At 72.5% G+C, this 17,899-nt stretch carries 15 protein-coding genes and 1 pseudogene; 7 read left to right on the top strand and 9 right to left on the bottom strand.

Annotated features, from left to right (window positions below):
- Nucleotides 1-29 precede the first annotated feature (29 nt).
- Nucleotides 30-992, bottom strand: a complete 963-nt coding sequence (locus ACGFIM_RS10515; RefSeq protein WP_393197791.1) for an alpha/beta fold hydrolase — start codon at nucleotides 990-992, stop codon at nucleotides 30-32.
- Nucleotides 993-1,191: 199 nt separating this feature from the next.
- On the opposite strand from ACGFIM_RS10515, the gene ACGFIM_RS10520 reads away from it, so the two are divergent.
- A complete protein-coding gene (locus tag ACGFIM_RS10520; RefSeq protein ID WP_393197794.1) occupies nucleotides 1,192-1,656 on the top strand; it encodes an SAM-dependent methyltransferase in 465 nt (154 codons plus the stop codon).
- Between the two features lie 277 nt (nucleotides 1,657-1,933).
- Nucleotides 1,934-4,639 (top strand): ATP-binding protein, encoded by a 2,706-nt coding sequence (locus tag ACGFIM_RS10525; RefSeq protein WP_393197797.1) that lies wholly within the window; start codon nucleotides 1,934-1,936, stop codon nucleotides 4,637-4,639.
- Here ACGFIM_RS10525 and ACGFIM_RS10530 read toward each other — a convergent pair.
- Nucleotides 4,624-5,340: a hypothetical protein gene (locus ACGFIM_RS10530; protein ID WP_393197800.1), complete on the bottom strand. Its 717-nt coding sequence runs from the start codon at nucleotides 5,338-5,340 to the stop codon at nucleotides 4,624-4,626. The two genes, ACGFIM_RS10525 and ACGFIM_RS10530, sit on opposite strands and share 16 nt — an antisense overlap.
- A gap of 222 nt (nucleotides 5,341-5,562) precedes the next feature.
- Between ACGFIM_RS10530 and ACGFIM_RS10535 the strand changes: the two genes are divergently transcribed.
- Complete coding sequence (locus ACGFIM_RS10535) at nucleotides 5,563-6,408, top strand: SDR family NAD(P)-dependent oxidoreductase (protein WP_393197802.1); 846 nt, start codon at nucleotides 5,563-5,565, stop codon at nucleotides 6,406-6,408.
- A gap of 23 nt (nucleotides 6,409-6,431) precedes the next feature.
- Complete coding sequence (locus ACGFIM_RS10540; RefSeq protein WP_393197805.1) at nucleotides 6,432-7,106, top strand: carboxymuconolactone decarboxylase family protein; 675 nt, start codon at nucleotides 6,432-6,434, stop codon at nucleotides 7,104-7,106.
- Between the two features lie 66 nt (nucleotides 7,107-7,172).
- Here ACGFIM_RS10540 and ACGFIM_RS10545 read toward each other — a convergent pair whose 3' ends face one another.
- Complete coding sequence (locus ACGFIM_RS10545) at nucleotides 7,173-8,147, bottom strand: alpha/beta hydrolase fold domain-containing protein (RefSeq protein WP_393197808.1); 975 nt, start codon at nucleotides 8,145-8,147, stop codon at nucleotides 7,173-7,175.
- Between the two features lie 11 nt (nucleotides 8,148-8,158).
- Nucleotides 8,159-8,920, bottom strand: coding sequence for an SDR family NAD(P)-dependent oxidoreductase (locus ACGFIM_RS10550; RefSeq protein ID WP_393197811.1), 762 nt, complete (start codon nucleotides 8,918-8,920; stop codon nucleotides 8,159-8,161).
- Nucleotides 8,921-9,034: 114 nt separating this feature from the next.
- Here ACGFIM_RS10550 and ACGFIM_RS10555 point away from each other — a divergent pair, with 114 nt between their 5' ends.
- On the top strand, nucleotides 9,035-9,601 hold the full coding sequence (locus ACGFIM_RS10555; protein ID WP_393197814.1) for a TetR/AcrR family transcriptional regulator: 567 nt from the start codon (nucleotides 9,035-9,037) through the stop codon (nucleotides 9,599-9,601).
- 15 nt (nucleotides 9,602-9,616) lie between these two features.
- Here the strand turns inward: ACGFIM_RS10555 and ACGFIM_RS10560 are convergent, their stop codons facing one another.
- Genes ACGFIM_RS10560 through ACGFIM_RS10570 form a run of 3 tightly spaced genes read right to left on the bottom strand, consistent with a single transcriptional unit; the run spans nucleotide 9,617 to nucleotide 13,265 of the window.
- Nucleotides 9,617-10,912 carry an MFS transporter gene (locus tag ACGFIM_RS10560; RefSeq protein WP_393197817.1) on the bottom strand — a complete coding sequence of 432 codons (1,296 nt, stop codon included), beginning with the start codon at nucleotides 10,910-10,912 and terminating at the stop codon, nucleotides 9,617-9,619.
- Nucleotides 10,909-12,126: a pyridoxal-phosphate dependent enzyme gene (locus ACGFIM_RS10565; RefSeq protein WP_393197820.1), complete on the bottom strand. Its 1,218-nt coding sequence runs from the start codon at nucleotides 12,124-12,126 to the stop codon at nucleotides 10,909-10,911. The genes ACGFIM_RS10560 and ACGFIM_RS10565 overlap by 4 nt, the downstream gene beginning before the upstream one ends.
- Nucleotides 12,123-13,265 (bottom strand): M24 family metallopeptidase, encoded by a 1,143-nt coding sequence (locus ACGFIM_RS10570; protein ID WP_393199712.1) that lies wholly within the window; start codon nucleotides 13,263-13,265, stop codon nucleotides 12,123-12,125. The genes ACGFIM_RS10565 and ACGFIM_RS10570 overlap by 4 nt, the downstream gene beginning before the upstream one ends.
- A 109-nt stretch (nucleotides 13,266-13,374) precedes the next feature.
- Here ACGFIM_RS10570 and ACGFIM_RS10575 point away from each other — a divergent pair, with 109 nt between their 5' ends.
- Nucleotides 13,375-14,565 carry a PucR family transcriptional regulator gene (locus ACGFIM_RS10575; protein WP_393197823.1) on the top strand — a complete coding sequence of 397 codons (1,191 nt, stop codon included), beginning with the start codon at nucleotides 13,375-13,377 and terminating at the stop codon, nucleotides 14,563-14,565.
- Between the two features lie 38 nt (nucleotides 14,566-14,603).
- Here the strand turns inward: ACGFIM_RS10575 and ACGFIM_RS10580 are convergent, their stop codons facing one another.
- Nucleotides 14,604-16,673 carry a DEAD/DEAH box helicase gene (locus tag ACGFIM_RS10580; RefSeq protein WP_393197825.1) on the bottom strand — a complete coding sequence of 690 codons (2,070 nt, stop codon included), beginning with the start codon at nucleotides 16,671-16,673 and terminating at the stop codon, nucleotides 14,604-14,606.
- A gap of 2 nt (nucleotides 16,674-16,675) precedes the next feature.
- Nucleotides 16,676-17,182 (bottom strand): annotated as a pseudogene (locus ACGFIM_RS10585) (BREX system ATP-binding domain-containing protein); the annotation flags it as partial.
- A gap of 59 nt (nucleotides 17,183-17,241) precedes the next feature.
- On the opposite strand from ACGFIM_RS10585, the gene ACGFIM_RS10590 reads away from it, so the two are divergent.
- On the top strand, nucleotides 17,242-17,556 hold the full coding sequence (locus ACGFIM_RS10590; protein ID WP_393197828.1) for a hypothetical protein: 315 nt from the start codon (nucleotides 17,242-17,244) through the stop codon (nucleotides 17,554-17,556).
- The last annotated feature ends 343 nt before the right edge of the window (nucleotides 17,557-17,899 follow it).

A 17,899-nucleotide genomic window follows, 5' to 3' on the forward strand; every position in this document is an offset into this window, starting at 1 on the left:
GGCGGTGACCGGCACCGGTGCCTGCCGGATCAGGACCGGAGGAAGGCGGTGAGGAGCGGGTTGACCTGGTCGGGGGCGTCTTCGTGGACGTTGTGCCCGGCGCCCGGGACGATCCGCACCGTGGCGCCGGGGATGCGCCTGCCGTACTCCCGCGCGTAGGCGGCCGGGAGCCACCGGTCGTCCTCGCCCCAGATCACCATGGTCTCGGCGCGCAGGCCGGCGAGGCCGGCGTCCGTCGGCTTGTAGTCCTGGGTGCGGACGAGGCGGACGAAGGCCGCCCGCCTGTCGGGGCGGGACATCCAGTGCCAGGTCTCGTCCACGACCTCGGCGGTGACGCGGTCCTGGCGGGCGAAGGCGGTGCGCAGGCTCTTCTCGAAGTCGGAACGGCCCATGAGCTTGACCGCCAGCTCCCCCACGACCGGTACGGAGAACAGCGCGGTCTGCGAGGCGAGCGGCTTGTCCAGCCCCGGGGAGTCGAGCAGGACGAGCCGGTCGACGCGGGACGGGTTGCGCTCGGCGTAGTACAGCGACCAGGCGCCGCCCCAGGAGTGGCCGACCAGGGAGACCGTGGCCAGGCCCGCCGCGTCGAGGAACGCGCCGAGCGCCTGCGCCATCGCCGGGATGTCGTAGGCGAACTCGCCCTTCACCGTGGTGTAGCCCTGTCCCGGCAGATCGACGGCGTACACGGTGTGCTCGCGCGCGAGCGCCGGGATCGTGTCCCGGTACGAGTACAGCCACTGCGCGCCGCCCGCCACCAGCACCACCGGCGATCCGCTGCCCGTCTTGCGGTAGTGGAACCGCGCCCGTGGCGTGTCGAGGTAGCTCCCTTCGTACGCCGAGCGGTGGCCCGCCACGGCCGATGGCTGCCAGACGTACGCGATGAGCAGTGTCACGGCCACCAGCAGCGCGAGCGCGCCCGCCATCAGGCGCGGCCACCGGCGCCCGCCTCGCCCGCGCGGGCGCCCCGTCCGCGCCCGCTCCATGTCGATCATGATTCCCCCTTGGTGGATTCGTCGCGGCAAGGACGGGCGCGGGCGCGCCCGTGTGACATCGGCGGAGGTGATCTCGATCACACGGACGCGATGCTGAAGCGGCCGCGCCGCACTTCAGTCCCCTGACTGATGCGGCGTGCCTCGGCCGGGCCGTACGTTCGTGGATCGCTCACCGTACGCAGACACCGGGAGGAATGCCGTGCAGGCCATCACCTTGGAACCCGTGGGCAGCGTCGTCGGCGGCCGTGCCGAGCCGCTCGACGACGGCTGGGACGCCGAAGTCGCGGTGATCCGCATCGACGGGACGCGTTTCGAGCCGGAGGCGCTCGCCGGGCTCGAGGACTTCTCGCATCTGGAGGTGGTGTACCGGTTCCACCTCGTGGACCCGGGCTCCATCACCACGTCGGCGCGCCACCCGCGCGGCAACACCGGCTGGCCCAGGGTCGGCATCTTCGCCCAGCGGGGCAAGAACCGCCCGAACCTCCTGGGCGTCTCCCGCTGCCGCCTGCTCGCCGTCGATGGGCTCGACATCCACGTACGCGGCCTCGACGCCGTGGACGGCAGCCCGGTGCTGGACGTCAAGCCGTACATGGCCGAGTTCGGCCCGCAGGGCGAGACGGTGCAGCCGGAGTGGGCGACGGAGCTGATGCGCGCCTACTACTGAGGCTGCTACCGCGTCTGCTACCGGGGTCTGCTACCGGGGTCTGCTACTGGGGGTCTGCTACCGGGGGCCTGCTGCTACTGAGAACGTGCAGCGTGCGTACCCGGGTGTTCTGCGCGTCGCCCATGGTGGCGGGACGGCCGCCGGTTCGCCCGCGCCCTGCCCGGAACCGCCCAAGAGCCGGACCCGGAGCCCGCGACCAGGTCGTCGGCCTGCGCGATGGTGCGACGCAATCATGAACGTTACGGTGACACCACGGACAAAGGGCGTGAGGAGCGGCATGTTGTACGGCCGTGCGGCGGAACAGGCCGCCATCGACGAGTTGCTGCTCGGCACCCTGGAGAACCGTCCCGGCGTGCTGGCCGTGCGCGGCGAGGCGGGCATCGGCAAGTCCGCCCTGCTCGGCTACGCCGCGGAGAACTTCAACGGGCAGGTGCTGCGGGTGACCGGGGTTGAGTCGGAGGCCGAGCTTCCGTTCGCCGCGCTGCACCTGCTGCTCCGCCCAGCGCTCGACCGGGTGAGCGGGCTGCCGCCGCAGCAGGCCGAGGCGCTGCTCGGCGCGTTCAACCTGGGCGGCACCACCAGGGGCGACCGCTTCCTCGTCGGTCTGGCCACGCTCAGCCTGCTCGTGGAGCTGTCGGCGCAGGGGCCGCTGCTCTGCCTGATCGACGACGCGCAGTGGCTGGACGGCGAGTCGGCCGACGCGCTGCTGTTCGCCGCGCGCCGCCTGCACGTCGAGCCGGTCGCCGTGCTCTTCGCCGCCAGGACCGGCGCCCGGCTGTCCTCCGGAGACCTGCCCGAACTGCATCTGGCAAGCCTGGACGCCGAGGCGTCCCACCGGCTCCTCTCCGAGCACGCGGGGGCGCTCCCGCCGGCGTTACGCGACCAGGTGGTGGCCGAGGCGCAGGGCAACCCGCTCGCCCTCCTGGAGCTGCCGCGCATGCTGAGCCCGGAGGCGACCGGCCCGCTGCCGTTCTGCCTGGGCGGCGCGGCGCCGGTGACCGGCCGGGTGCTCGCCGGCTTCCGCGACCGGGTCGCCGCGCTGCCCGCGGGCACCCGCACGTTCCTGCTGGTGGCCGCGCTCGACGACCGGGGCGAGCTGGGCGTGCTCGCGCACGCGCTCAGCCTGCTCGGCGCCTCGCTGGACGACGCCGCCCCGGCCGAGCGCGCGGGCCTGATCCGGGTCTCCCCCGACGGCGTCGCCTTCCACCATCCGCTGGTACGGGCCGCGGTGCTCATGGCCACCGACATCGCCGCCAGGATGGCGGCGCACCGGGCGCTGGCCGAGGCGGTCGACGACGACCGGCGGGCCTGGCACCTGGCCGCGGTCACGCTGCGCCCCGACGAGCAGGTGGCCATGGAGATGGAACGGCTGGCGCTGCGCGCGCAGCGGCGCGGCGGGCAGGCCGCGGTGTCGGCGGCCTACGCGCGTGCCGCCGAGCTGTCGGCCGGCGCCGCCGAGGCGACACGCCGCTACACGCTGGCGGCGTCGGCGGCGGTCGAGGCGGGGCTGGGGCAGCGCGCCGCCGAGCTGGTCGCCCAGGCGCTGCGGCGGACCGAGCCCGGGACGCCGGAGAGCCCCGTCAGAGCCGAGCTGAGCGTCGTACGCGCGCGGCTCGCGGTCGAGTCGGGCCGCCCGCTGGAGGCCGCGCGGCTGCTCATGGCGGGCGCCCAGGCCGACGTCGGCCATCTCACGCGGCTGTCGCTGCTCGGCACGGCCGGCTACTACACCTGGACGAGCACCGCGCATGCGGACCAGCTCGGCCTGGTGCGCCGCATCGACGAGCTGACCCCGTCCGGCGAGGGCGTGACCGCCGTGGTGAAGGCGATCAACGCGAACTTCCGCACGGCCATCGAGGGCGGCAGCACGGTGACCATCACGCGCGCGGCCAGGCTGGAGGAGATGCCGTTCGACCTGCGGTTGATCGTCGCCTTGCAGGCCGTGATGCCCGCCGACCGCGAGTGGATGCTCGACACGGCGGCGGAGATCGTCAGGGAGTGCCGGGCGGACGGGCGCCTGGGGCGCATGCCGCAGGCGATGACCATACTGGCCATCGCCCAGCTGATGGACGGCAGGCACCCGGACGCGCGGGACACGGTGGCCGAGGGGATGCCCCTCGCCTCGGACGTGGGCCAGCCGGTGTGGCGCAGCTACATGGCGGGCCTGCGCGCCTGGCTGGCCGCGGTCGCCGGGGCGGAGGAGGAGTACACCGAGCTGGCCGCCGAGGCGTTCCGGCTCTCGGAGGCCCGGCGGTGGTTCCCGAGCCGGTGCTGGGCCGAGTTCGCCGGAGCGCTGCTCGACCTGGGCAGGGGCCGCTACGAGGCGGCGATGGACGCGATGGACCGGGCGATGGCGGGCCCGTCGCGGCACGCGTTCATCTGGCGGTACGCCTGGCCGGACTATGTCGAGGCGGCCGTCAGGGCGGGCACGCCCGAGCGGGGGCGTACGGCGCTGCGCAGGCACGCGGAGTGGGCGCGGGCGACCGAGGAGCCGGGCACCCTGGCCGTCCAGCACCGCGCGAGGGCGCTGATGGCCGGCGAGCACCGCGCGGAGCAGGAGTATCAGCGCGCCCTCGAGCTGCACCTGCAGCGCGCGCAGCCCTTCGATCAGGCCCGCACCCGGCTGGTGTACGGGGAGTGGCTGCGGCGGCACCAGCGGCGCGGCGAGGCCCGCACCCACCTGGAGGCGGCCATGAAGACGTTCGACCGGCTGGGCGCCGCGCCGTGGTCCGCCCGCGCGGCGGGCGAGCTGCGCGCGGCCGGCGTGTCCGTCGCCGGCGACGGCGACGACGACCTGCTGTCCAGGCTCACCCCGCAGGAGCTCCAGGTGGTGCGGCTTGCGGTCACGGGGGCGTCCAACCGGGAGATCGCCGCCCGGCTCTTCCTGAGCCCGCGCACGGTGGCATCGCACCTGTACAAGGCGTTCCCCAAGCTGGGCGTGGCCTCGCGTGCCGAGCTGGCCAGGCTGGATCAGACCCGGCGGTAGATGATCGGCTGGGCGGCGATGCCGTTCGCCTTGAAGGTGGCGAGCACGAAGCTGCGGAAGGACGGCCGGAAGATCAGGCTGGGCAGGAAGGTGCCGAGCGCCGGCCAGCTCGCGTGGTTGATGAGCCCGTAGCCGGCGGCGTCGCCGTCGACCGGCCGCATGAGCGCGGAGTCGGGCAGCGCGGTCTTGGCCTGGAACCAGCCCGCGGTGTACTCCCACACCTGCAGCAGGACGTCGCGGTCGTCGGCGTAGAAGTAGTTGAACAGGAAGTAGTGGTCCTGGCCGTGGTCCACGTCGCCGAGCCGGGCCGCGTTCCCCGCGACGGTCTCGTACGTGCGGCGGGCCTGCGCGCGCAGCGTCCCGGCGAGCTCCCGGTACGCCGCGCTCTCGCGTACGGCGCGGGCGGCCTCGACGGAACCGGTGCGGATCAGCACGACGATGTCGTAGCGGGCGGGCGGCACGCCCCTGGCGGCGAGCAGTTCGTCGCCCTCGCCCGGCGGGCGGAGCACGGCACGGAACACGTTGGCCTCGATGGCCTCGATGCCCGCGGCGAGCGCCTTGAGCCGCGCGGCGAGCCGGGTGGGAGCGGATGCGAAGGGGCCGCGCCAGGAGCCGGCCTCGGCGGCGAGCACGACGAAGCCGTCGCCGGTCGCGGGCAGGAGGCGGGCCTTGACGGCCAGATGGTCGTTGATCAGCTTCACGCCGCCGACGCTAGACCGCGGGTGCGACCGGCTGCTTCCGTCATCGCGCTGAATCCGGCTCCATGCCCCTGACCGGCGCGGACGCGGCCCCGATGCCCGTGAGCGCGGCGCCGTTCCGCGGCTTTCGCGGGACCCGGCCGGCGCATGACCGGGTGGCCTCCGCACGCACTTCAGTCACGCGACGGAGGCGGACGCCGAGGCGTTCCGCCTAGTGTCCGGATCATGTCCAAGAGAACCGAGTCCCGGAACGTGCTGGTCACCGGAGCCTCCACCGGCATCGGCAGGGCCACCGCCCTGCTCCTGGCCCGCGAGGGCTTCACGGTGTACGCGGGCGTGCGCAAGGAGGCCGACGGCGAGGCGCTCGGCCCTACCGTCACCCCGATCCTGCTCGACGTCACCGACGCGGAGCGGATCGCCGCCGCCGCCCGGCGGCTCGGCCGCCTCGACGCGCTGGTCAACAACGCCGGCATCGGCGTCACCGGACCTTTGGAGTTCGTCCCCCTGGACGCGCTGCGCCGGCAGTACGAGGTCAACGTCTTCGGCCAGATCGCCGTCACCCAGGCCATGCTGCCGATGCTGCGCGCCTCGCGCGGCCGGGTCGTCACGGTCGGCTCGGTCGGGAGCTGGATCACGCTGCCGTTCGGCGGGCCGCTGTGCTCGTCCAAGCACGCCATCCGCTCGCTCAACGACGCGCTGCGCATGGAGCTCAAGCCGCACGGGGTGGCGGCCGTGCTCATCGAGCCCGGCTCCATTCACACCGACGCGGTGGACAAGCTCGAAGACGAGGTCGAGCCGCGCCTCGCCTCGCTCGGCGAGGAGGGGCGGCGGCTGTACGGCCGGGCGTACCGGACCATGACCGCCGCCGGGCTGAAGGAGGAGCGGAGCGGATCGAGCCCGGACGTGGTCGCGCGCGCCATCCTGCGCGCGCTCACCGCGCGCAGGCCGCGCGCCCGCTACCCGGTCGGCAAGAAGTCCCGGCTGATGAGCACGATGGGCCGCATCCTCCCCCAGTACACCCTCGACGCCGTCCGCATGCGCGCGCTCGGCCTGTCCAAGATCGCTCCCTGAGTCCCCTCGCTGAACGGAGTCCCATGATCCGGCTTTCCGGCGCAGAAGCCCTGACCGCGCTCGACCCCGTCTTCGCCCAGTACGCCGCGGGCGCCGGGCACAACCTGTGGGGCCTGCGCCACCTGACCATGCGGGAGAAGGCGTTCGTCTGCCTGACCGCCGACCTGTGCCATCCGCACCTCGGGCGGCCGCTGGCCATGCACCTGCGGATGGCGCTGGACAACGGCACCGGCCCCGAGGCGATCCGCGAGCTCTGCCGGCACCTCGCGCCGTACGTCGGCTACCCGATCGTGGTCACCGCGCTGCAGCGCCTGACCGAGCTCGGCCTGCCGGAGGCGGAGGACGACAGGCCGGTCGAGCCGACGCCGCTGTCCGGGCCGCTGGCGCGCGCCGTGCACGCCCTGGAGGACGTGGACCCGGGGCTCGCCGCGTTCACCGAGGACCAGTTCGCCCAGCGCTGGGCGCGCCCGCATCTCAGCGTGCGGGAGCGGGCCCTGGCCTGCCTGGTGGTGGACGTCTTCTACCAGACGCTCGGCGAGTCGCTGCGGCTGCACGCCGAGCTCGCGAGGACGGCGGGCGCCACCGACGACACGCTGCGCGACCTGCTGCGCGGCGTGGCCGAGTTCGGCCTGCCGCGGGCCTGGGCGGCGGCCCGCGCGCTGCGCCTGGAGCCGCCTCGGCCGTCCGGCACGGTGTGACCGGCCGGTGCCGGGTGCCGGGCCCGCGTTGAGCATCCCCCGGCCCGCCGGTGCCGGCCGCGCCGTTCAGCCGCGCAGGTTGCGGCGGAGGAAGGTGTGCCAGGTCCGCTCGAAGGAGCGGGCGAGTTCCGAGGAGGCGGCGAAGCGGTCCCAGGCGTGGAAGGCGCGGGCGTACAGGTGCAGATCCACCGGAACGCCGGCGGCGATCAGCTTCCGCGCGAGGTCGAGGCCCTCGTCGCGCAGCAGGTCGAACTGGGCGAGCGCGATGAAGGCGTCCGGCAGGCCGGCGAGGTCGGTGGCCCGGCCTGGCGCGGCGTACGGGTGCACGCCGCCGGTGCCGAGTCTGTCGCCCAGGACCGCCTCCCAGGCCAGCCGGTAGTCGCGGCGGGTGAAGACCACCTCGGAGCCGGCCTCGTGGCTCGACGGCACCTGCAGGCGGTCGTCGAGCATCGGGTACAGCAGGGACAGCGAGCGCGGACGGACGGCGCCCCGGTCGCGCGCCATGAGCGCGACGGCCGTGGCGGGCGCTCCCCCGCCGCTGGCTCCGGCGAGCGCGATCCGGTGCGGGTCGATGCGGTGCTCGGCGGCGTGCGCGGCGAGGTGGGTGTAGGCGAGGTAGCCGTCCTCGGCGGCGCCGGGCGCCGGGGTCTCGGGGGCGAGGCGGTAGGCGACGGCGGCCACCACGCAGCCGAGCGCCAGCGCCAGGGCGCCGTGGTAGGCGTCGTCGTCGTGGACGTCCTCGCCGAGGACCTGCGCGCCGGCGTGGAACCAGAGCACGGCCGGGAAGGTCCGTCCGGCGTCGGCCGCCGGGCGGTAGAGGGCGACGTCCAGTGTCGTCCCGTCCTCGCGGGCGATGGGCAGATCCCCGATCGCCACCCTCGGGTCCGGCGGGGCCGCGGGCAGGCTCGCGCGGGCGGCGCGCTGGCGTGCGCGCAGGCCGGGGATGTCGGACAGGTCGAGCAGCGTGCCGTTGGACGCCTTGGGCATCCGGGCGAGCGCGGCGGCGAGTTCGGGGTCGAGGGCGTCGTGAGCGCCGGGCATGAGCGGTCCTTTCAGAACAGAGGAGGCTGGCCGCTGCCGGCGGTGATGCCGCCGTCGACGGGCAGGATGACGCCGGTGATGAAGCGGGCCTCGTCCGAGGCGAGGAAGCAGACCGCGGCGGCGACGTCGGCGGGGGTGCTGAATCCGTCCAGGGCCCGGCGCTGGTTGAAACGCTCGACGAGGCCGGCGTACTCGCTCGCCCCGTCTTGCGGCAGGGTCAGCGACGGAGCGACGGTGTTCACCCGGATGCCGAACCTGCCGAGGTCGAAGGCGAGCCCGCGGGTGAGGTTGACGACCGCGCCCTTGGCGGCGTTGTAGGCGGCGAGCCTGCGGTCGCCGCCGAGGCCGGAGGCCGAGGCGATCTGCACGATGCCGCCGCGGCTTTCTTTCAGGTACGGCAGCGCCGCCCGCGCGCCGAAGAAGCAGCTGTCGAGGTCGGTGCTCATGATGAGCCGCCAGTCGGCCGTCGTGGTGTCCTCGAACTCCTTGAGTATGCCGAGACCGGCGTTGGATACCAGGACGTCGATGCCGCCGAACCGGCTCGCGGCCGCCTCGGCCATGGCCTGCACGTCGGTCTCGCTGGTGACGTCGGTGGCGACGGCGAGCGCGCGGTCCTCGCCGAGCTCGGCGGCGAGGGCGTCGAGCCGGTCCTTGCGGCGCGCGGCCAGGACGACGTTCGCGCCTTCCGCGGCGAACCGCCGGGCGATGCCCTCGCCGATGCCGGAACTCGCACCGGTGACCACCACCGTGCGGTTGATGAAGCGCTGTTCCATCCGATCTCCATACGTCAGCAACTGACACTTCTCGCGTCAGTCGCTGACGATACAGAGCGGCAGTCACTGACGCAAGAGCGTCAGTGACTGACTGATTGTGGTAGGGTCATGGCCGTGCCACGGAACAGGAACGACGTACGGCTGCGGCTCCAGGAGGCCGCGCTGGAGCTCTATCTCGAGCGTGGCTACGACAAGACCACGGCCGGCGACATCGCCGCCCGCGCCGGCGTCACCGAGCGCACGTTCTTCCGCCACTTCGCCGACAAGCGCGAGGTCTTCTTCGACGGCGAGACCGAGCTGCGCGACCTGCTGACCGGCGCGGTCGCGGCCGTGCCCCACGGCACCAAACCGCTGCCCACCCTGCGCGCCGCCTTCCACCAGGCCGTGCCGCTGATCGAGCGCAACCTCCCGATCACCGAGCGGCGCCGGCCGGTCATCGCCGCCACCCCGGCCCTGCAGGAGCGCGCATTGGCCAAGAACGCCGCCCTGGCCGCCGCGCTCACCGAGGCGCTGTGCGCGCGCGGCGTCGCCGAGCCCATCGCCGCCCTGTGCGCCCAGGTGGGCCTCGACACCTACGTGGCCGCGATCCGCCGCTGGCGCGACGATCGCACCACCGACCTGCACACCCACCTCGACCGCGCCTTCACCGACCTCCGGCTCGCCGCCAACGCCCTGAAGTGACACCGGCGCCGGCGGTTAGCGGGCCGCGGCGGTGACCAGCTCCTCCTGGGTACGGACGGCCGCCACGCACACGATGCTGATCACCACGGCGATCATCCCGTACAGCGTGACCGACGCCGACGAGCCGGTCGCGTCGAACAGCGCGGTCGAGATGAACGGCGCGACGCCGCCGCCGACGATGCCGGAGAACTGGAAGCTGAACGACGTGCCCGTGTAGCGCGTGGCCGGCGGGAAGACCGACGAGATGAGCCCCGCGTACGGCGCCCAGATCGCCATCCCCGCGATGCTGAAGCCGAGCACCATGGCCACCGAGGCCAGCGCCGTGCTGCCGGTGTCGAGCAGCGGGAAGAACAGCAGCTCGGCGGCCCCGAGACCGGCCAGGCCGCACAGCAGCATCCGCTTGCCGCCCACCCGGTCGGCCAGCGCGCCGAACGCCGGCGTGGTGATGAGGGCGAGCGCAGCGGCCACCATCGTGGCGGTCAGCATGGCGCCGCCGGGCATCAGGCCGCGCGTGGTGACGTACGTGATCGAGAAGACCGTGAAGATGTAGAAGGCGATGTCGACGGCGAGCCGGCAGCCGACCGACAGGATGAAGTTGCCCGGGTTCGTGCGCAGCACCGCGACCAGCGGCGCCTTCTCCGGCTCGGCCTTCTTCACGCTCTCCAGGAACTCGGGCGTCTCGGTGATCCGCAGCCGCAGCCAGAGCCCCACGAGCAGGATCGACGCCCCGAGCAGGAACGGCACCCGCCACCCCCACGCCAGGAACTCCGCGTCGTCGGCCACCGTCGTCATCAGCGCGAACGAGGCCCCGGCCAGCAGCAGCCCCAGCGGGTCGCCCGCCTGCGGGATGCTGCCGAGCAGCCCCTTACGCCTGCCGCCGGGCAGCTGCTCGACCGCGAGCAGCACCGAGCCGCCCCACTCGCCGCCGAGCGCGAGCCCCTGCAGGATCCGGCAGACCGTCAGCAGGACGGGCGCCCAGACCCCGATCTGGGCGTGCGTGGGCAGCAGCCCGATGGCGCAGGTGGCCACCCCCATCGTGACGATGGTGGCGAGCAGGACGCCGCGGCGGCCGACCCGGTCGCCGAAGTGCCCGGCGATGACGGCGCCGACCGGCCGGGCGACGAACCCGGCCGCGAACGCGGCGAACGAGTTCAGCGCCCCGGCGACCGGCGAGCTGTCGGGGAAGAACAGCTTGGGGAAGACCAGCGCGGCGGCCTGCCCGAAAATCATGTAGTCGTACCATTCGAGCGTGCTGCCCGCCAGGCTCGCGCCGAGCGCGCGCAGCCTGAGCCTGTCCTGGGTCTGCCTCACGTGCGTTCCTCCAGTGCCCTGTCGAGTGCGGCGAGAGTGGGCGGCAGCACCGGCGGGTCCCGCAGGAGCTCCGCAGTGGCCGCCACGTCCTTCAGCCCGGTGGAGGTGCCCACCGCCGCCACGGTCCGCTCGCGCAGCGCCCCGCCGCCGGCGAGCGTGCGCGCCGCCACCAGAGGCACCACTCCGGTGACCTCCAGATACAGCCCCTCCGTGGCCGCCACCTGCTGCTGCATGGCCAGCAGCGCGCGGTCGTCGCCCGTGACGACCGCCCGGCCGCCGCTGCGGCGCAGGGCGTCCAGCCCCTGGTACGTCCCGACCGGGCTGGCGATCGAGAAGGCCCTGGTGTCCCGGGCGGGCACCGGACCCGCGAGGTCGTCGCCCGCCGTGAGCGCCCGAGTGTAGGGGCCGAACACCTCGCCGGCAATGAGCCTGGGCACGCGTTCCGCCAGGCCGAGGGCCACGAGGTCGGCGAATCCCCGGTAGATGCCGGCCAGGCCGTCCGCGTACGAGGCGGGGACGATGACGTCGTCGGGCACCCGGCCGAGGTCGCGGGCGATCTCGAACGCGATCGTCTTGTAGCCGTCCACGCCGAACGGGTTCGAGCCCACCGGCGGGTCGGCGAAGTTGGACATCGGCACCCAGCCGTGCGCCCTGACCGCCTCCCTCATCACCGCCCAGCGGCTCGGGCCGTCCTCGTAGGCGAAGACGGCCGCGCCGTAGACCTGCATGAGCGTGCGCATCGCCGCGGGGGCCGAGCGCATCGTCAGCACCACGCAGCGCAGGCCCGCGGCGGCGGCGTACGCGGCCACGGCGGCCCCGTGGTTGCCGGACGTGGAGACGATCACGGTGTCGGCCCCGTCGGCCGCCGCCTTGGCGACCGCGACGGAGGCCAGCCGGTCCTTCCACGACCACGTCGGGTTGCGGGACTCGTCCTTCAGATACAGCTCGCCGATGCCCAGCTCGCCGCCCAGCCTGCGCAGCGGCAGCAGGGGCGTGCCGCCCTCGCCGAGCGACACCGGCGGCCGGTCCTGCGGCAGCGGCAGCGCGTCGCGCCACCGCCAGGGCGCGCCGTCCCGGGCGATCGCGTAGTCGGGGCGCAGCGCGACCGGCACGCCCTGCGCGGCGCAGGCCGGGCAGCCGCCGAAGGCCGCGGCCTCGCCGTAGCGTGCCGCGCAGCGCAGGCACACCAGCTCGCCGAGATAGGTGATGCTCACGGGATCACCCGCAGCCCGCGATCGGTCCGGGTGAACAGCTCGAACCCGTCCTCGGTGACCACGCCGGCGTCCTCGGCCATCATCCCGCCCCAGCCGAGCTCGTAGTACGGCGTCTCCAGGCTGAACACCATGCCGGGCCGCAGCACGGTCTCGTCCGCCGGCTCGATCACCGGCGTCTCGTAGACCGACAGCCCGATCGCGTGGCCGGCGTGCCGGCGCCGGTACGGGCGCGGGCCGCCGTGCGCCTCGACCGCGCGTACGGCGGCGGCGAAGACGTCGCAGGCGCGCACCCCCGGCCTGGCCACCGTGAACTCGGCCTCCTGGCCCGCCGCCAGCGCCTCGTAGAAGCGGCGCCGCCGCTCGTCCGGCCCGCCCACGACGGCGGTGCGGGCGACGTCCGACCAGTAGCCCTCGTACCTGCAGCCCACGTCGAAGCGCACCAGGTCGCCCGGCCGGCACGCGCGATCGGCCGGATAGGCGTCGGACAGCGCCGACCGCTCCCCCGACGTCACCACCACGAACCCCGGCTCCGCGCCTCCGGCCGCCATCGCCCCCGCGACCACGGCGGCCAGCTCGCGCTCGGTCACGCCGGCGGCCGCCTGGTCGAGCGCGGCCGCGATCGCGTCCTCGGCCAGCCGCGCGGCCTTGCGCAGCAGCTCCTGCTCGCCGGGGAGCTTGACGGCGCGTACCGCCTTGATCCACTCGTCGGCGCCCGGCGCCCCGCCGAGCACGGCGGGCGTCCGAGGCAGCCCGGCCCGTTCCACCGCCGGCTTCGGCGAGCGGCCGATCACCGCGCCGAGTGCGGACGGCAGATCGGGATGGTCGCCGCTCGTCACCGACCCGTCGGCGTGCGCGAAGTAGAACTCCCCGTACGTCACCAGATCGCCGCTCCCGCCCAGCGCCTCCGCCGCCGCCGCGGCCTCGCCCGCCGGGACGACCAGCACCGTACGCGCCGCCGTCACGACCGCCGCGACCGCCGGGCCGCGGTGCAGCGTCGCGGTGAGGCTGCGGTGGCCGGTGGCGTAGTGCACCGACTCCGGCGTGCTCAGCACCACGGTCTCCAGACCGGATGCGGCCATCTCGGCCAGTACCCGCTCCCTGCGCAGGGCGGGCAGCCCGGGCGATCGGCTGGTCTCCATCGGCACCTGTACGGCTCCTTCCGGGGCGCGATTCAGTGGTTCACACAGGATGCTTCAGAGCCGATCCACGTCATATGGGCAAAGGCCCAGGTCCGCTTATGCTGCCTTTGTGTCAATCACACAAATCAAGCGCCTGCTCGCCGAGTCCGCCGAGGAGATCAACAAGGAGACGTTCGAGAGCGTCTGGGGCATCCCCGGCTACGACACCGCCCACATGCCGAAGGAGGACCTCGCCTCCCGCATCCCCATCTCCATCCAGGCGCTGCTCGACTCCCTGGAGAACGGCGCCCGGCTGACCGGTGCCGCGCGGCGGGCCGCCAAGGAGATCGGCACCAGCCGGGCGCTGTCCGGCGTGCCGCTCGAGGCGATGCTCCAGTCCTGGAACACCTCGGAGCGGATCTGCGTCCAGCACGTGCTCCGGCACGCCGGCGCGTTCCCCGCCGCCGACATCCGGCAGGTCATCACCGAGCTGAACGTCGTCTTCAGCGAGGTGGCACGCCTGTCGGCCGCCGAGTACCGGCGTACCCAGAACGAGGTCACCGCCTACTACGACCGGCTGAGCACCGACCTCGTCGCCCGGCTGGTCGGCGAGCAGCAGGCGACCCCCGACGAGATCCGGCAGCAGGCCCAGGCCATCGGCAGCGACCCCGCACAGCCGCACGCCGCGATCGTCGTCGTGGTCGCCGCCGGCGACGCCGGGCTCAGCCTGCGCATCGAACGCCACCTGCTCGCCCTCCTCGCGGGCCGCACCACGGGACGCATCCTCCTCGGCCGCATCGACCAGCACCTCGTCCTGCTCTGCCCGCTGCCGGAAGAGGGCCACGACATGCTGGACCGGCTGCTGCGGCGCAGCGTCGCCGACCCGCACAGGCCCGGCTCGTTCCTGCTGGCCACCAGCCGCGACAGCGCCCCGCTCGACGACATCACCGACGTCTGCGGCAAGGCCAGGGAGGCGGCGCAGATCGGCGCCCGCCGCGGCTGGACCGACCGCGTCGTCACCTTCGAAGACGTCTGTCTCGACGTCATGCTGGCCCGCAACCCCGACGCGACCGCCGTGCTCTCCGCGCGGCTCGCACCCCTGCTCGACCCCCCCGAGCTCCTCGCCACCCTGCGCGAATACCTCCGCCACGGCATGTCCGCCCGCGCCACCGCCCGGGCGCTCTACGTGCACCCGAACACGGTCCCCTACCGGCTGCGCGCCATCGAACGCCTGCTCGGCCGCGACCTCACCGACGTCACCTCCCTCACCGACCTCCTCCTCGCCCTCCACCACCTCGACACGGCCCCGCAGAACCGGTGAGTCACCCATCGGCCGGACCGAGCGGTCACGACGCGGCGTCACCGCGCCATGAAGACGACGTCCTCGGCAAGAACCTGAGCCGCAGAGGCGATGTCCGCCATGCGAGCCTGCAAAGTGTCGCGGGCGAGGCCGGCAGGTAAGGCGGCGCTGAACTTCAGCCCCTTCAGCGCCTTTTCCTCCACTTCAGGAAGACGCACCGGAATCCCGCGCACTGCATCGCGCCAGGTCCGTATGTCCAGGTCGTTGCGGAGCCGCAGGCTCAACGCGTCAGTCCGTTGAACGGGGTCCGCGAGCGGGCCGAGCGTGGCCCTCAAGGTCGCGTTGGCCCGCCGGCCCGCCCATGTCCACCAGCGGAGATCTCCGTCCTCTCGGGCAACAACGGTCCCACCGCCCCGCACCAGGTCCGCGTACTCCTCCCGCACTTGGTCCAACGCTGCGATGGCCCGTTCAGTGAGGAGCGCCGGTGGATCCGCCCCGAGCACGACGTCACGCATCGCCCGTGCCAGGCGGAACGAGGTGCCCCCGAAAGCGGAAGACGACCAGCGGGCCTCACCTCCGGGTCCCTCGACCGGGTCGACGAAGCAGCGTCGCCGCTTCCAGTCCACCCAATCGACCTGCCAGGTGCGACCGGCGAGCAGAAGCAGCCGTGCTCCCTGCGACGGCGCGGTCAGCAGGCTCGGATCCATCCTGCCGATCTCCGTGTTCCTGTGCAGCACGGTGAATTCCGGCGGAGCAGTGAAGACGGCCACCAGCTCTCTGAAATGCTGACGACCGAAGCGCTGCTCGGCTTCGGTGCCGACGAACAACATGCCCCCGTCGCGTTCGAGGAAGCCCGCGGAGACGAGGAAATCGAGAATCGGCTGTGCCTCATCGAACGGTTCGATCCCGTTCCACCAGTCCGACCACATGCGATCGCCGATCCTCCCCTCTTGCAAGGCGAGAGCCAAGAGCTGCTGAGCGACGATGTGACGGGGGCGAGGTGGCGGCTGTATCGGCTCCACATAGCCGGTCCCCCAGAGCCGCAGAAGCCCTGCCGCCATCAGAAGATCGTCATGATCGAGCGCGAGGAGCAGGCAGTTGCGCGAGGTGTTCGAGCGACGGCCTGTGCGCCCGAGACGCTGCAGGAACGAGGCGACCGACCATGGCGCGTTGATCTGGATGACACGGTCCAGGTCACCGATGTCCACGCCCAATTCGAGAGTCGAGGTGGAGACGATGACGCAGTCACGCGCTTGCTCGAACGCCTTTTCGGCTCGATGTCGTTCCTGTGCCGAGAGGGAGGCGTGCGAGAGGAACGTGGTCACCCCGTGCGCGCGAAGCAGAGCGCCCAGTTCCTCAACCATGCGCCGGGAGTCGCAGAACACCAGCCGTTTCTCGCCGCGATGGAGCGCCGCTATGAGCTTGGCCGCGTTGGCGACCGTTCCCACGTGATCTAATTCGAGGTCCGGCTGAACAGCCGGTCGGCCCTCTTCTGGGCTGACGACTTGCGCACGGCGGCGCCCGGCGCCGGACCCTTGCAACCACGAAAGCAGTTCGTGCGGATTGCCGACGGTCGCCGAGAGACCGACCCGCTGCAGTGGCCGGCCTGCCAGCCTCTGCAAGCGCTCCAGCACCGCCAGAAGGTGCCAGCCCCTGTCGTCCCTGGCGAAGGCGTGCACCTCGTCGACCACGACGACCCGCAAGCTGCGCATGAGATGCCGCTGATCGACCCTGGTCGAGATGAGCATCGCCTCCAGAGACTCGGGAGTGGTCAGCAGGATGTCCGGTGGAGCTTTGAGTATCGACCGCTTGCGAGCCGCGGAGATGTCTCCATGCCATACCGCCACATCGCGCCCAAGCCAGGCGGCATAGCGCTCGATCCGCGGTTGCAGGTTGTTGAGCAAGGCCTTAAGCGGACAGATATAGAGCACCGTCAGGCCGCTCCAGCGCTGCTCCTCCATGAGGGACAGGAGCGGAAAGGCCGCCGCCTCGGTCTTGCCTCCCGCGGTGGGAGCTATCAGGAGCGCATCGTCACCGCGCTGGATCACGCCTTCTGCCGCCTCCTGCAGCGGGCGCAGCCGTGACCAGCCCAGCGTATTGGCGACGTGGTAGGCCAGCGTCTGATGCATGACTAGACGTCGAGCTCGACGTCGGCGGCGGATCGGGCCCAGCGCCCCTCTCGCGCCGCGTTGCGCTCCTCGTCCGTCAGTTCTGTGTCCTGCACGGTGAGCCGATAGTCCCTGCGCGGGTCGAAGTCGGGATGTTCGTCCACTCTGTAGAGCACCTCCGCGACGAGTTTGCGCAGGAAAACCCGTGGCGAGGTGCCGATCCGGCCGCCGAGCCGGCCTGCCACGGCGAGTGCCAGCTCCTCGACGTAATCGTCGTCGACCAGCGTTTTGATCCTCGCCTCCGCGGCAACCCCTTGTGCGTACAGGTCTCGTACGACACAGCCGAGCATGACGAGCTTGCCCTGGTCCAATCCTGTGAGCCGGATCTGCGGAGCGCGGGTGGCATCGAAGCGCGGATCGCCGCTGAAGTCCACGGCCAGCCGCTGTGCCAGCGGCGCGCTCTGCTGGATGCCCTTGGAGCCGTCGAAGAACGCAGGAGTCCCGGTGATGACCAGGTACAAACCGGGAAATCTGCCCTTGTCGTTCCGACGGTGGCCAGCTCGTTGACGCGTTGTGTCAGCTGCCCGACATGTCCGTCCAGTTCCTTGGTGGCCTCGTGGACACCTGTGCCGACGCGGGTGGCCGCCTCCTCCATCGCAGCCCGGATTCCGCTCGTCGTGTCGGCCACCAGGACGCCGAGACGATCACCGGCTTGTTCCATGGCCGCTTCCGCCTTTTCCCCCACCTTGTCGATGGCGTAGGTGGTTCGGTCGACCGTCTGCGTGAGATCCGTGGTGGCACGGGTCACGGAGGTCAGGTGCTCGTCGAGTTTCCCAGCCGCCGCCTGGATGTCGGCTGTGGCCTCCCTCAGGCCTTCCATCGCCTGGCGGGTGCTTTCCAGTGATGCCTCAAGCGAGGCCACCGTTTTCTCCTGGAGAAGCCGCAAGGTGGATCCGACTTCGCTGATCTCCATGGCACTTTTGGTGAGCTCTGCTTGGAAACGCGCCGGGCTCGACAGCCGGACCTGCCCGAGCGTTAGGGTCGCCTCCGTCAGCGCGGCCCGTAATCTGCTTCGGAGCTCCTCGGCCCGCAGCTCGGCATGGCTCTCGATCTTGCGCCGCAATAATCGCTCGAGGAGCACGATGACGATGAGAAGGATGATCGCCGCCAGCGTGGCGAACGCTATGGCGTCAAATCGCATGAATTCGGACAGACGTCCATCGAAACCCTGCTGCCACATCTCCAGG

The sequence above is a fragment of the Nonomuraea sp. NPDC049309 genome, assembly GCF_043196965.1.
Lineage (GTDB): Bacteria > Actinomycetota > Actinomycetes > Streptosporangiales > Streptosporangiaceae > Nonomuraea > Nonomuraea fastidiosa.